General features: G+C 63.3%; 12 protein-coding genes. 3 read left to right on the plus strand and 9 right to left on the minus strand.

All coding sequences use genetic code 11. The annotated features are described in order from the left end of the window. Positions 1–16 precede the first annotated feature (16 nt). Positions 17–1,087, minus strand: a complete 1,071-nt coding sequence (gene pilM, locus RN01_RS27305; RefSeq protein ID WP_029308627.1) for a type IV pilus assembly protein PilM — start codon at positions 1,085–1,087, stop codon at positions 17–19. A gap of 469 nt (positions 1,088–1,556) precedes the next feature. On the opposite strand from pilM, the gene RN01_RS27310 reads away from it, so the two are divergent. Next, on the plus strand, positions 1,557–3,935 hold the full coding sequence (locus RN01_RS27310; RefSeq protein ID WP_024570579.1) for a penicillin-binding protein 1A: 2,379 nt from the start codon (positions 1,557–1,559) through the stop codon (positions 3,933–3,935). Between the two features lie 72 nt (positions 3,936–4,007). Here the strand turns inward: RN01_RS27310 and cyaY are convergent, their stop codons facing one another. Beyond that, on the minus strand, positions 4,008–4,343 hold the full coding sequence (gene cyaY, locus RN01_RS27315; RefSeq protein WP_017515071.1) for an iron donor protein CyaY: 336 nt from the start codon (positions 4,341–4,343) through the stop codon (positions 4,008–4,010). 132 nt (positions 4,344–4,475) lie between these two features. On the opposite strand from cyaY, the gene RN01_RS27320 reads away from it, so the two are divergent. Both RN01_RS27320 and lysA read left to right on the plus strand, forming a co-directional pair. Beyond that, on the plus strand, positions 4,476–4,733 hold the full coding sequence (locus RN01_RS27320) for a lipoprotein (protein ID WP_024570580.1): 258 nt from the start codon (positions 4,476–4,478) through the stop codon (positions 4,731–4,733). 13 nt (positions 4,734–4,746) lie between these two features. Continuing rightward, positions 4,747–6,006 carry a diaminopimelate decarboxylase gene (lysA, locus tag RN01_RS27325; RefSeq protein ID WP_011517750.1) on the plus strand — a complete coding sequence of 420 codons (1,260 nt, stop codon included), beginning with the start codon at positions 4,747–4,749 and terminating at the stop codon, positions 6,004–6,006. 74 nt (positions 6,007–6,080) lie between these two features. On the opposite strand, the gene msrQ is transcribed toward lysA, so the two are convergent. From msrQ to RN01_RS27360, 7 genes are all read right to left on the minus strand, one after another. Next, positions 6,081–6,755, minus strand: a complete 675-nt coding sequence (msrQ, locus tag RN01_RS27330) for a protein-methionine-sulfoxide reductase heme-binding subunit MsrQ (protein WP_017512857.1) — start codon at positions 6,753–6,755, stop codon at positions 6,081–6,083. Further along, on the minus strand, positions 6,755–7,765 hold the full coding sequence (msrP, locus tag RN01_RS27335; protein WP_017512856.1) for a protein-methionine-sulfoxide reductase catalytic subunit MsrP: 1,011 nt from the start codon (positions 7,763–7,765) through the stop codon (positions 6,755–6,757). The genes msrQ and msrP overlap by 1 nt, the downstream gene beginning before the upstream one ends. 70 nt (positions 7,766–7,835) lie before the next feature. After that, entirely contained in the window at positions 7,836–8,669 is an 834-nt protein-coding gene (locus RN01_RS27340) for an anti-sigma factor (protein WP_024570581.1), read from the minus strand. Next, entirely contained in the window at positions 8,669–9,202 is a 534-nt protein-coding gene (locus RN01_RS27345) for an RNA polymerase sigma factor (RefSeq protein WP_017512854.1), read from the minus strand. The genes RN01_RS27340 and RN01_RS27345 overlap by 1 nt, the downstream gene beginning before the upstream one ends. A 29-nt stretch (positions 9,203–9,231) precedes the next feature. Continuing rightward, positions 9,232–9,657: a hypothetical protein gene (locus RN01_RS27350; RefSeq protein WP_017512853.1), complete on the minus strand. Its 426-nt coding sequence runs from the start codon at positions 9,655–9,657 to the stop codon at positions 9,232–9,234. 293 nt (positions 9,658–9,950) lie between these two features. Then, positions 9,951–11,174 (minus strand): c-type cytochrome biogenesis protein CcsB, encoded by a 1,224-nt coding sequence (gene ccsB / locus RN01_RS27355; RefSeq protein WP_017512852.1) that lies wholly within the window; start codon positions 11,172–11,174, stop codon positions 9,951–9,953. A 102-nt stretch (positions 11,175–11,276) separates the two neighbouring features. Further along, entirely contained in the window at positions 11,277–13,529 is a 2,253-nt protein-coding gene (locus RN01_RS27360; protein WP_024570582.1) for a cytochrome c biogenesis protein ResB, read from the minus strand. Positions 13,530–13,683 lie beyond the last annotated feature (154 nt).

The raw sequence follows: 13,683 nt of genomic DNA on the forward strand, positions 1-13,683 counted from the left end.
CTTGCCCCCCGGTGGGTTATTGCAAACCGCGCAGCGCCAGTCCCGCACTGACGATGTACGCAGGCAGGTCACGCTGGAGATAGCGCTCGTTGACCTTGCCTGCGGTCATCATGTTTGCGAAAGGATTGGCCAGCGTCGTCGTGATCTGTGTCTGTTGCTGGATAGCCGCCTGCACGCCGAGCAGGGACGCATGTCCGCCCGAAAGCAGGATCTCGTCCACACGGCCAAGGCTGGAACTGGCGATGAAGTTGCCGATGGCGCCCTGCACTTCCATGGCCAGCGCCTCGAGCGACGGCTTGAGCAGTTGCGCGCGCCACGACTCCGGCAGCGTGTTCTTGCGCTTCTTGATTTCGGCCTTGAGCGCATCGAGCGTGAACATGCGCGCGGCGCTCTGGGTGAGCTGATCGCCGTAGCTGTTCAGTGGCTGCTCGTACAGTTCCTTCCAGCCCTGGTAGAAGATCGCCTTGGAGCGGCTACCGCCAAGATGGACGACCGCCACAACCGGGAGGTCCTTGGCATCGGCTTCCGAGAGACCCTCTGGCACGCCGAGCATCTGCACGATCGAGCGCTGGACGGCGTACTCTTCGACGTCCATCACCTGAGGCTTCAGGCCAGCCATCTCGGCGGCCGTCACGCGCTCCTGCACGCGATCGCTATTGGCGGCCGTGACACGCACGCCGATGCCGCCTTCGGTTTCGCTGGGACCAATCACCGCAAAGTCGAAGTTGACCGCCTGCGAAGGCGGATAGAGGCGGTGCGCCTCGGATTCGACCTGGGAATAGAGTTCGTCTTCCGAGAGATTGTCCGGAAGACTGACCGTCTGGGACTCCGTCAGCATGGACGGCACGCCGAGCACGACTTCCTTCGTGCGGATGCCAGCCTTGCCGAGCGCGCGCTTCAGCGCGATACCCACGGCCTCGATGTTGACCACGTTGCCATCGGCAACGGCGTTGCGATCCAGCAATTCGCTGGCGCATTTTTCCAGCCTGAAGTCGTTTCTGCCTGCCCCGACGGACAGCTCCACGACCTTGACGCTAGACGACCCAATATCTACGCCGACCGTAGTCCGGCGTAGAAGACCCGACAAGATGCCCCGTCGCAAGGTGACCCCCTGACATTTGAACTCGCCCACGGCATGTCTGCTCTAACGGTGCGAGCCAGTTTCTTTGGATGAAACGTTTTGCTCTTTTATGGTCGACGATTCTTACAAAATCCAAGGGCGCTGGCAATGTGCCGGTTTAACCACGCTTTCTTTTTCAGATCGACCCTGCCAAAGCGTTGCCAAAATCCGACGCTCAACAACAACTTCGTTGCATAGCGTTGCCCCTCGCCGATTCTGCGATCCTTGCCCGTATTCCTGGCGACACTCTCGACACCACCGCTCCCGTTTCCGGCCCGCCGCGCGCGTTCCATGACGATCGCCCGCAAGGCAGGACACGCAAGCTCCCAGGCCATTACATCTTGTAACAGCGCGATAGCGCCTTTCGCGCCACAGGAACGCCGGGCGGCCGGAGGGGCGGCGATATAATCCGGGCACTCTGATTAGGTAAACCCTTATGGCCACAGCACAACAGAAGCCGTCCCTTCCCGTCCGCCGCCCATTGTGGGCACGGATCATGATCTGGGTGATCGGACTGCTTGTCGCCGGCATGGCAGCGGTAGCGCTGCTGGTTGGCTATGCGTTGGTTGTGGCGGCGCCGAACCTGCCGTCGCTGGACACGATCACCGACTACCGCCCCAAGATCCCCCTTCGGATCTATACGGCCGACAACGTGCTGATCGGCGAGTTCGGCGAGGAGCGCCGCAACTTCGTGCCGATCACCGAAATCCCCGATGTCATGAAGAAGGCAGTGCTCGCGATTGAGGACGACCGGTTCTACGAGCACGGCGGCGTGGACTTCGTCGGCGTAATGCGCGCCGGCCTGGCCAACCTGCGCGGCGGTCTGTCGCAAGGCGCCTCGACGATCACGATGCAGGTAGCGCGCAACTTCTTCCTTTCGAGCGAGAAGACCTACACGCGCAAGATTTATGAAATGCTGCTCGCGTACAAGATCGAGGCGAATCTGAGCAAGGATCAGATCCTCGAGCTCTACATGAACCAGATCTATCTGGGGCAGCGCGCCTACGGCTTCGCCAGCGCGGCGCGCGTGTACTTCGGCAAGTCGATCAAGGACGTGACGCCGGCCGAGGCCGCCATGCTGGCCGGCCTGCCCAAGGCGCCGTCGGCCTACAACCCGGTGGTCAACCCACGCCGCGCGAAGGTGCGCCAGGAGTACATCCTGCAGCGCATGCGCGACCTGCACTACATCACGCCGGAACAGTACGACCAGGCCGTGCGCGAACCGCTGAACGTGCGTAGCGAAGGCAACGAATTCTCGACCCACGCCGAGTACGTGGCGGAAATCGTGCGCCAGCTGATGTACGCGCAGTACCGCGAGGAAACCTATACCCGCGGTCTGACGGTCTACACCACGCTGACCAAGCCCGACCAGGACGCCGCCTACGAGTCCGTGCGCAGCGGCATCATGAACTACGAGCGCAAGCACGGCTATCGCGGCCCCGAAGCGTTCATCGACCTGCCGTCCGATCCGACCGAGCGTGAACAGGCCATCGACGATGCGCTGGTCGAGCATCCGGGCAGCGACGACCTGCGCTCCGCCGTGGTCACGAGCGTCACGCCGAAACAGGTCCGCGCGACTCTGCTCTCGGGCGAGGTGGCAACGATCGAAGGCACGGCGCTGCGCTTCATCGCGCCGTCGCTGGCGGCCAGCGCCCAGCCCAAGGTGAAGATCCGCCCGGGCGCGATCATCCGCGTGACGCAGGACCCGAAGGACAACTCGTGGACGGTGACGCAATTGCCGGAAGTCGCCGCCGCGTTCATCTCGATCAACCCCGAGGACGGTGCGATCCGCTCGATGGTGGGTGGCTTCGACTACAACCGGAACAAGTTCAACCATGTGACGCAAGCCTGGCGTCAGCCCGGATCGAGCTTCAAGCCGTTCATCTACACGGCTGCGCTCGAAAAGGGCTTCTCGCCGGCCACGGTGATCAATGACGCACCGCTGACGATCGGACCGGATACGGGTGGCCAGGTCTGGGAACCCAAGAACTACGACGGCAAGTTCGAAGGTCCGATGACGATGCGCCGTGCGCTGGCCAAGTCGAAGAACCTGGTGTCGGTGCGTATCCTGCGCGCGATCGGCACGCAGTACGCCCAGGACTACATCACGCGCTTCGGCTTCGAGGCCGACAAGCATCCGGCCTACCTGCCGATGGCGCTTGGCGCGGGTAGCGTGACACCGCTGCAGATGGCGGGCGCCTACTCGGTGTTCGCCAATGGCGGCTATCGCATTAACCCGTTCCTGATCCAGCGGGTCGAGGATTCGCGCGGCAAGATCGTCTCGGAGACTCATCCTCAGAAGGCTGGCGGCGATGCCGTGCGGGTGCTCGATGCACGCACCGCGTTCATCGCCGACAGCATGCTGCGCGAGGTCGTGCGTAGCGGCACGGCGAACCCGGCCAAGCAGCGCCTGGGCCGTAACGACATGGCCGGCAAGACCGGTACCACCAACGATGCTGTCGATGCGTGGTTCGCCGGCTACACGCCGAAGCTGGTGGCGATTGCCTGGATGGGCTACGACCAGCCCAAGAGCCTCGGCGTGCGCGAAACCGGTGGCGGACTGGCACTGCCAATCTGGGTCGGCTACATGAGCAAGGCGCTCAAGGGTGTGCCGGAAAGCCCGGATCGCCAGCCGCCTGAAGGTGTGGTCATGGTAGCGGGAGACTGGACGCTCGAGGAAAACGCCGGCGGCGCAGGCGTGGCATCTGTGGGCCTGGGCGACCCATGGCCTGGCAAGCCGGACGAAAGCTCGCGCCCGCCACAGGACACCGAGGCGGAAAAGAAGAAGATCCTGGAAATGTTCGGCGGAGCCTGACCGGCACCGCCTCCAACGAAAAACCGGCCCTCGCGGCCGGTTTTTTCGTTTCGGCGTGGCGTGCCGGAACGCTTACTTCAGCGTCAAGGTGACCCCTGCCTGCTGGCTCATGTACGCGGACAGCGCGGCATACAGTTCGCCACCGCCCCGCGTATCGACCCATTTGCTGCCATCGTTACGGAAATGGAAGCCACCGGCCTTGGCTGCCACCCACAGTTCCTGCATGGGCGCCTGGCTGTTGACGATGATCTTGGAGCCGTCCTCAAACTCGAGTTCCATCACGTTGCCGGTCCGATTGATTTCCACGTCGGCGTCGGCCGCATCGGCGGCGGCTTCGATCGCCGCTTCCAACTGGTCCAGTGCCTTGCTGGCCAGCGCCAGGAACTCGCTTTCACTGAGGGGGGGCATGCTACACTCCAAGGCCGCCGGCGCCCCGTTCGGAATGGGCACTCGGGCCGGCATCAATTGATGGAAAAGTCGGGAAACCTTGCGCTTCCCGCAGCCATCCGAGAACCCATCCAGACAATGAAGGACTTCCCGATGCTGCGTCGTGCTGCGATTGTATCGGCGTTTGCCGCCACACTCGCGATGCCCCTGGCCGGATGTGGCATTCGCGGCCCGCTGTACATGCCGACCGTGCCGCCCGCTCCGACGGCGCCAACCGTGGCCGATCCCGGACTGGGCAAGCCTGATGCGCCCGGAGCCGTCGAGCCCGCGCGCCCCATGTCGGAGCCGTCGACCGCCTCGCCCGTGCCCGTGGAACCGGCTCGTGGCAGTTCCGCCCCCTCAGCACGTTGAGTGCCGTTTGAATATGACCGATTTCTTTTCGCGCCGCGATGGCATTCTCGCCGTCGAGCAAGTCCCGCTGACCCGCATTGCCGACCAGTTCGGCTCGCCGACCTTTGTCTACTCGCGGGCCGCGCTGACGGCCGCGTACAACGCCTACGCGGCCGCGTGCAAGGGCCGCAACGCCCACGTGCAATATGCGGTGAAGGCCAATTCGAACCTGGCCGTGCTGCAGGTCTTCGCGCAACTCGGCGCGGGATTCGACATCGTTTCCGGTGGTGAGCTGCTGCGCGTGATCGCGGCTGGCGGCGACCCGCGCAAGGTGGTGTTCTCTGGTGTCGCGAAGAACGTCGCCGACATGGAGCTGGCGCTGAGCCACGACGTGCGCGGCTTCAACGTCGAGTCGATTCCCGAACTGGACCGCCTGAACGCTGTCGCCGGCCGTCTCGGCAAGCGCGCGCGCGTATCGCTGCGCATCAACCCGGATGTGGATGCCAAGACGCATCCGTACATCTCGACGGGCCTCAAGGCCAACAAGTTCGGCGTCGCCTTCGAGGACGTGCTGCCGACCTATCGTGCCGCCGCAGCGCTGCCGAATATTGAGGTCACCGGCATCGACTGCCATATTGGCTCGCAGATCACCGAGGTGGCGCCTTATCTGGAGGCGCTCGACAAGGTGCTCGACGTGGTCGAGGCGCTCGAGGCCGAAGGCATCAAGCTGGAACATATCGATGTGGGCGGTGGCCTGGGCATCACCTACAACGATGAAACGCCGCCGGACATCACGAAGTTCGCCACCACGCTGATCGACCGTGTGGCCGCGCGCGGCCACGGGCACCGCGAGGTCCTGTTCGAACCGGGCCGTTCGCTGGTCGGCAACGCCGGCGTGTTGTTGACCCGTGTGGAATTCCTGAAGCCCGGCGCGGCCAAGAACTTCTGCATCGTCGACGCGGCAATGAACGATCTGGCGCGTCCCGCGATGTATGAGGCATTCCACCGCATCGAGCCGGTCGCCCCTCGCAACGACGCGGGGGTGATGTACGACGTAGTGGGTCCGGTCTGCGAGTCCGGCGACTGGCTCGGCCGCGACCGCACGCTGGCCGTTCAGGCCGGCGACCTGCTGGCGGTGATGTCGGCCGGCGCCTATGGTTTCGTGATGAGCTCGAACTACAACACGCGCGGCCGCGCGGCCGAGGTGATGGTCGACGGCGATACCGTGCATCTGGTGCGCGAGCGCGAGTTGCCGGCGGACCTGTTCCGCAACGAGCGACTGCTGAAGGTCTGAGCTGAGGCCAAAGGCTTGAGGCTTGACAGGCTTTCGGCCAAAACAAAAAGGGCGACGTTCTACGTCGCCCTTTTTTATGGCACTGGCCGCCGCCTTTGCTGCCACCACCACACACGTAGCGCCAGCAGCACGAACACCACTACGGCATAGATCGAGACCTCCTGGAAATCGTTCTTGCCGGCTTTGTGCCACCAGTAGTGCAGGATCGCCAGTACGGCAATCGCGTAGATCGCCCGGTGCAGCAATTGCCAGCGCCTGCCGCCAAGCCAGCGCACCATCGCATTGGCCGATGTGGCGGCCAACGGGACCATCAGCACGAATGCCGCAAACCCCACCGTGATAAATGGCCGCTTGCCAATGTCCTTGATCATGTAGGCCACATCGAAGCCGCGATCCACCGCGAGCCACAGCATGAAGTGCTGCACGCCGTAGAAAAACGTGAACAGGCCAAACATGCGGCGCAACCGGATCAGCCAGTGCCAGCCGGTGATCCGGCGCAGCGGCGTTACCGCGAGCGTGACGCACAGCATGACTAGCGTCCAGGTGCCCGTCGATCGTGTGACGAACTCGAGCGGATTCGCGCCGAACTGCGACGTGGCACCGAGGTACATCAATCGCGCGAACGGCAGGAGCGCCAGAAGCCAGGCACAGACCTTCACCGCGCGCACGCGTGACGGCGCAAGCAACGCCACCCCACCGTGGCGCGGCGAAGCCTGCGCGGCCGACGCCTGCAGATCGCGCTCGGCCATCAGAAATTCTTCCTCAGGTCCATCCCCTGATAGAGCGACGCCACCTGCGCACCGTAGCCGTTGAACATCAAGGTCTTGCGCTTCGGCGCGAACAGGGCCGAGAAGCCGCCTCCCCCCTTGTCTTCGCCGATACGCCGTTCCGTGGCCTGGCTCCAGCGAGGATGGTCCACGTCAGGGTTCACGTTCGAGTAGAAGCCGTACTCGTTCGCCGCAGCGATGTTCCAGCTCGTCGGCGGCTGCTTGTCGACAAAGCGGATCTTCACAATCGACTTGGCACTCTTGAAGCCATACTTCCAGGGCACCACCATGCGCACCGGCGCGCCGTTCTGGTTCGGCAACACCTCGCCGTAGAGTCCGAATGTGAGAAGTGCCAATGGATGCATCGCCTCGTCCATGCGCAAGCCCTCGCTGTAGGGCCATTCCAGCACCCCGCTGCTGATACCGGGCATCTGCTTCTTGTCGGCCAGCGTGATGAACTGGACGAACTTCGCGCCCGGCTGCGGCTCGACACGCCGGATTAGCTCCGCAAGCGGATAGCCGATCCACGGGATCACCATCGACCAACCTTCGACACAGCGGAGCCGATACACCCGCTCCTCAAGCGGCGCAAGCTTCAGGAGTTCGTCGAGGTCGTAAACCTTGGGCTGCTTGACCAGCCCCTCCACCGCGACTTGCCAAGGACGCGGCCGCAGCGTAGCGGCGTATCGTGCCGGGTCGGACTTATCGGTGCCGAACTCGTAGAAGTTGTTGTAGGTCGTGACGTCCTCATACGACGTGCGTTTTTCCGTCACCGCGTAGGCATTGTTCAGCGTGGCCGTCAGCTTGGGGAGCTTGCCTGGCGAGCCCTGCGCGAACGCCTCCCGGGCAAACCAAGGCGTTGCCAGCCCCCCGGCCGTACCCGCTGCCGCCATGGCCAGCAGGCGCCGTCGCGCCGTGAATACGTGCTGCGGGGTGATCTCGGAGGCAGCGATGTCATCGCCGCGCAGCCATTTTGGAGAGGGAATCAGCATGGTTCGTACGAAGCCTGATGGAGCCTGGGGAGTTTGACAGGGAAGACTGCGGAAAGGTGCGGCGGTGCGATCATCCCCGTTGGTATTGCTGATAGACGGCGGTCGCCAGTGCCAGCAGTCGCTCACGATCGATCGGCCCCGCCAGTGCGAAACCGAGATTGTGATCAACCCAGTAAAACGCCATGGCAGCGGGCCCGGTGGATTGAGCGCCCTGCGCGGGCGCCAGCCGTTCGAGCCGGAATGCGGTATCCGGTGTCCCTTGCGCCATCCGCCGCAATTGCAGCGACAGGCGTGTCCCGGCGTCATTCTCATACATCAGGATAGCCATCGGACCGCCCTCGGCCACACCGAGCCGCCCGCCAATCAGGCGAAAGCCTTGTGCGCGGAGATCAGGAACCTGCAGCGGCGCACCGAGCCGCTTGGACAGCCAAGCGACCATGTGCGCCTCATCGCTGGCGGGTACTTCGACAACATGGCGAACCTCGGGCGCATAAACCACATGGCTGGCCAATGCGTCGCGTGCAAATCGTTCGAGTGGAGGCACGCCGCCCAGGTCGGCGTCAAAACGGCCACGCGCCATCCATCCGCTCGTGCCACCGATGATGAATGTCGCGACGCTGGCGGCCAGCGCTAGCGCCACGGGCCAGAGCGGGCGGTGAGCCGTTGTGCGCCCGCTGCCGGCGCGCAATCCGCGTGGAAGCGCGTCCAGCGGTACCGCCTCCTTGAGGACGGCGTTCAATGATGCGTGCAGCCCCGCCGTTTGGCGACGCCAGGCCTCGACCTTGCGCGCGGCTTCCGGATCGGCTGCCAGGAAGGCTTCGACTTCGGCCCGGCGCGGGCCGCTTAACTGGCCGTCCGCGTATGCATGGAGGTCGGCTTCGCCGACTGGAGTCGGGGTCACCATCATTTCACCCGCTGCAACGAGGTTGTTGCCGCAGCACTATCGGCGCCGCCATCCAGCAGGCGACGCATATGTTCGCGCGCGCGCGCCAGGCGCGACATCACGGTGCCGATCGGTACGTCGAGCACCCTGGCGGCCTCGGCGTACGAGAACTGCTCCAGGCTGACCAGCAGCAGCACCGCGCGCTGTGGCTCCGGTAACTGGCCGAGTGCCTGTAACAGATCGCGACGCAGGCCAAGGTCGGCGGTATGGGCAACCACCTCCGGCAGCGTATCCATTGCGGTCACGACATCACTCTTGCGCAGATGATTCAGGCGCAGCCGATGCATCAGTGTCAGTAACCACGGCAGCAACCCATCCGCGCCATCGCCCCATAACGCGCCGGGGCGAAGGCGAAATCTCCAGCGATAGCGCAGGGCACGCTCGAGCGTGTCCTGCACGAGATCGTCGGCCAGCATGGCATCGCCGGTCAAACCGCGGGCATGGCGCCGCAAACGCGGCGCCAGTACCACCAACTGACGTTCAAACGGTTCCATGCCGGGATTGCCTAGGGGCGATCAGGGCTTCACGGCATCGCGGCGTGCCAGACGGCGTTGAAGTTGTCGCCTGACTTGTCGCCCGCCTTGGCGTCCTTGGCAAAGCGATAAAGCGGCTTGCCCTTGTACGCCCACTGCCGGGTACCGTCATCGCGCGTGATGATCGAGTAGTCACCCGATGCGCTCTTGCCTGGCTCGGCCAGCAGCGGCGGCCAGTTGGTCGAGCACATGCCGTTGCAGACGCTCTTGCCACCGTTCGCCGGGTCACGATCGAACGTGTACAGCGTCAAGCCCTGCGGATCGGTCAGCGTGCCGTTGGTGACTTTCACGGTAGGCGGCATGTCGCCACCACCCATCCCCAAGCTGGAACAACCGGCCAGCAGGACAGTGGCAGCACCCAGCGCGAGTGCGATCGGGCGGAGCTTCGATACAGCAGTGTGACGAGAAGCCATCATGAGGGTCTCCTTCTTCAGGGCGGTGCCGACAACCGGCGCCGTTCTCTTTCAGTAAACACCCGATGTGATGTGTTTATTCCTCCCACCTCAAAAAAATGTGGCGTTCAGCGGCAGAAAGTGGCTTCTTAGATAGCTGAAAATGCCTAAAGATGCATATTCCGTAAATCAAAGTGCATTCTCTGCAAAACATGATGCGACGGTTCGGGCCTGTCCGATGTTCAGGGTCCGCTCAGAAAACAAAAAAGCCTGCCGGAGTCGGCAGGCTTCATCATCTGGATAGATGATCTGGCGGATCAGAGTTCGCCGTAGCTGTGCAGCCCCGACAGGAACATGTTCACACCGAGGAAGGCGAAGGTCGTCACCAACAGGCCAACCAGCGCCCACCAGGCAGCAACCGTACCGCGCAGCCCCTTCATCAGGCGCATGTGCAGCCAAGCTGCATAGTTGAGCCAGACGATCAGCGCCCAGGTTTCTTTCGGATCCCAGCTCCAGTAGCCACCCCAAGCCTCGGCAGCCCACAGTGCGCCGAGGATCGTTGCGATCGTGAAGAAGGCGAAACCGACCGCGATCGCCTTGTACATGACGTCGTCGAGCAGCTCGAGCGAAGGCAGACGCTCGGCCAGAATGCCACGCTGCTTGAGCAGATAGGCCACCGACACCATTGCCGCCAGCGCGAACGTGCCGTATCCGATGAAGTTCGCCGGCACGTGGATCTTCATCCACCAGCTCTGCAGGGCGGGCACCAACGGCTGGATCTCCTGGGCATTGCGGCTGACCGTGTACCACAGCAAGAAACCGACTGCCGCCGACACCACGAGCATCACGAACGGCCCAAGCGCGCGGGTTGCGTAGCGGCGCTCGTAGTACAGATAAAACAGGGACGTGATCAGCGAGAAGAGAACGAAAACCTCATAGAGGTTCGAGATTGGAATATGGCCGATGTCCGCGCCGATCAGGTACGACTCGTACCACCGCACCATCAGACCCGTGAAGCCCAGCACGACCGCAGCCCAGCAGAGCTTGCTGCCAATGCTGTAGCCGGTTTCCGACCGCGAAATCAGTCCAACCCAGTAGAACAGGGTCGAGAGGAACACCAGCGCACTCATCCAGAGGATGGCCGACTGGCTCGACAGGAAGTACTTCAGGAAGAAAGCCAGTTCGGCGCGCGCGAGGTCACCCTGATAGAGCTGGATCGCGAACAGCGAAAACGCCGCGATGCCGATCATCAGCAGACGGACGGGCTTCCAGTGCCAGCCCAGCAGCGCGAACGTCGGCACTGCGGCAATCAGCACGCCCTTGTCATAGACGTTCATCCACTGGCCGTAGCGCGAGAGCGCAAACCCGGCGCCGACCACGAGCAGCAGCGCGAAGACCCAGTCGGTCCAGCCCAGGCGGCTCAGAAACGAAGGTTCGAGATAGGCGGTGTCCTGTCCGGCTGCGTCACGGGACACATCGTCGGTTGCCGCGGCGCGCCGCGGCGACAGGCCAGGATTGACGTGATTCACATTCGAGGACATGGCATTCCTGCTCTTTGGCGCTACGCGCCTGTTTTATCTGCTGCGCCCCCGCCCGCGGGTCTCCGCACAGGCTGACGCCGGTTCATGCTCTTGTACTTTGTACTATAGCGATGACGCGTGCTTATCATCTGACGCTGATGGCCCCGATTGCGGTGCCCCTTGCGTCATCGCGGCATCATAACCAGCAGCCGCTTCCGTCACCTCGGCGCCAACGGCGCGGCCGATATCGGCGCGCAACGCCACGAATTCCTTCTCGAAATCCATCGTGCGACGCTGTGTGGACATCGCCATCAGGACGTGACTACCGCTGGAGTGTCCGGCAGCATCTGCGCCCTTGTCCTTGATCCAGATCCAAACGCGCCGTTCGCGAATGTAGAACATTGCGAACACGCCCAAGACAAGCAGCAAACACCCAAGATACACGATGTTCTTGCCCGGCGCACGAGTCATCTGGAACACGCTGGCCTGGACCTGCTGGAAGTCTTCGAGCTGCAGAAACACCGGCGCGGCGTAGAAGAAACTGTCCGAAAGCGCATTGATTGCCTGCTGCAGGAAGACGCCGCTTTTCGTGTCATTTGGGATGGCCGGCAGCTTGTCCTGCTCGCGCGCCAGTTGCCAGAGCTCCCACATCGAGCCGTTGAGAATCTTCAGCAGCACGTCTGCAGCCTTTTGCTGATCAGCCTGCGGGACCGATTTTTCCAGGAAGGCAGCGATCGCCGTGAAACCGCCCGGAGGCGCGTCGGGCGACATACGAGTGGCCCCGGCAAACAGGTCCAACGCACGCATGGCGCTTTCGGCCAGTTGCTTGCGCAGGTCCGCCTTGTCGGCGCCCGGCATCGATATCTCGGCGAATCGGCGGGCAGCTTCGCCGCGCATCCCCTTGTCCTGCAGCGCCGCGCGCAGGCGCATCCAGTCCGCCACACTACTCTGGTCATCGGCCGGAATTCTCAGGTAGCGGAATGGCTCATTCGGCGATTCGCGCATACCCGCCAGGAACACGGTCTGCCCATCCAATTGCACCGGCAGCACGTAGTTGTTGAACTCGCGCGCCTGACCATTGGCGTCGCGCAGCTTGTACTGCACCGACGGACCGACATTGCGTAGGTCCTTTTCCTTGTTGGGATTGGCGGCGGCGCCGAGGTGCTGCTCCAGCGTGCCCAGCGAGGACTTGCGCGCCACGCCACGCGCGTCGGCCTTGCCCGACGCATCCGTGACGGTCTCGACGTTCATCAGCCGGAAGTCGCTGAACTCGACGGTCAATCCATCCTTGTCGGCACCGGTGCCCGTGCCCGCGAGAGGCGCGTTGCCACCGATCGTGCCGGCAAACGGGAACGTCGCATGGGTACTGCCCGACATGGGATACCCGACGAACTTCAGGCGCGAGCCGCCGTCTTCGAAGCTCGACTGATAGATGGCCACGCCGTCGATGACCAATGGCTCATTGACCTTGATCGTCGCCTCGGTCTTCTTGCCGGTGGCCCGGTCTGTCACCACCACATCGGAGGCGAACAGCTTGGGCATCCCGGTTGAATAGAAGTCCACGGTGAACTTCTTGAGCATGATCGTGAACGGCAGGTCCTGCACCAGCGCGCCGTCGGCGATGTTGAGGATCGCGGTCGACACGGTCGCGCCTTCGGGCACGAACGCATTGCCGCGGAAGCCCGGATTGCTCGGCGAGAGCCTGTGCTTGGCAGGAATCTCGCTGATGATGGCATTGCCGTCGATCGGGCTCTTGCCGCCAAACCACATTTGCGCCCGGATCAGCATGTCGCCATCAAGCAAGCCGCCCAGGCAGATCACGACAATGGCCGTGTGCGCGAGGATGTAGCCGAGCTTGTTCGCCGAACCGGCTTTGGCAGCCAGCAACGTGGCGCCCTCGTGCTCGACGGGCTTGATGCGATAACCCCGGTTGCGCAGCAGCGCATACGCCCGGCCGGCGGCATCGGTGCGGACGCGCGATGCATCGTACTCACCCCGATGATGGAACGCGCGCAGGCTGCGCTCGCGCACGTGATCCTTCCACGAGCGCATATCGACGATCATCTTCGGCCCATTGCGCGCGATACAGAGCGACGTCGAGACAACGAGAAAGCCCAGGATCAGCAGGAACCACCAGGAGCTGTACACCTTCTGCAGGGACAGCGCGTGGAACAGGTCCGCCCAGAACGGCCCGAACTGATTGACATAGTTCGGGTACGGCTCATTCTGCTTGAGCACCGTGCCGATGATGCTGGCGATGGCAATCACCGTCAGCAGCGTGATGGCGAAGCGCATCGAGGACAGCAATTCGACGCCGTCGCGCAGCACGCGGTGATGAGTCTTCAGGTGCAGGCCTGAAGTGGAAGGGGTCGACATGTGCGGTAATACCCGAAATCCGGTTTGGTGCTTGATGTGACGCCGGTTGGGCGCCGGAAAACAAAAGAGGGTGGACGTGCTTTGGCAAGCAGGCCACCCTCTTCGATTGCTGCTGGCACGGCTGGTTCACCCCCCAAGGGGATACCCTGCCATG

The sequence above is a fragment of the Cupriavidus sp. SHE genome (assembly GCF_000812445.1).
Taxonomy (GTDB): Bacteria; Pseudomonadota; Gammaproteobacteria; order Burkholderiales; family Burkholderiaceae; genus Cupriavidus; species Cupriavidus metallidurans.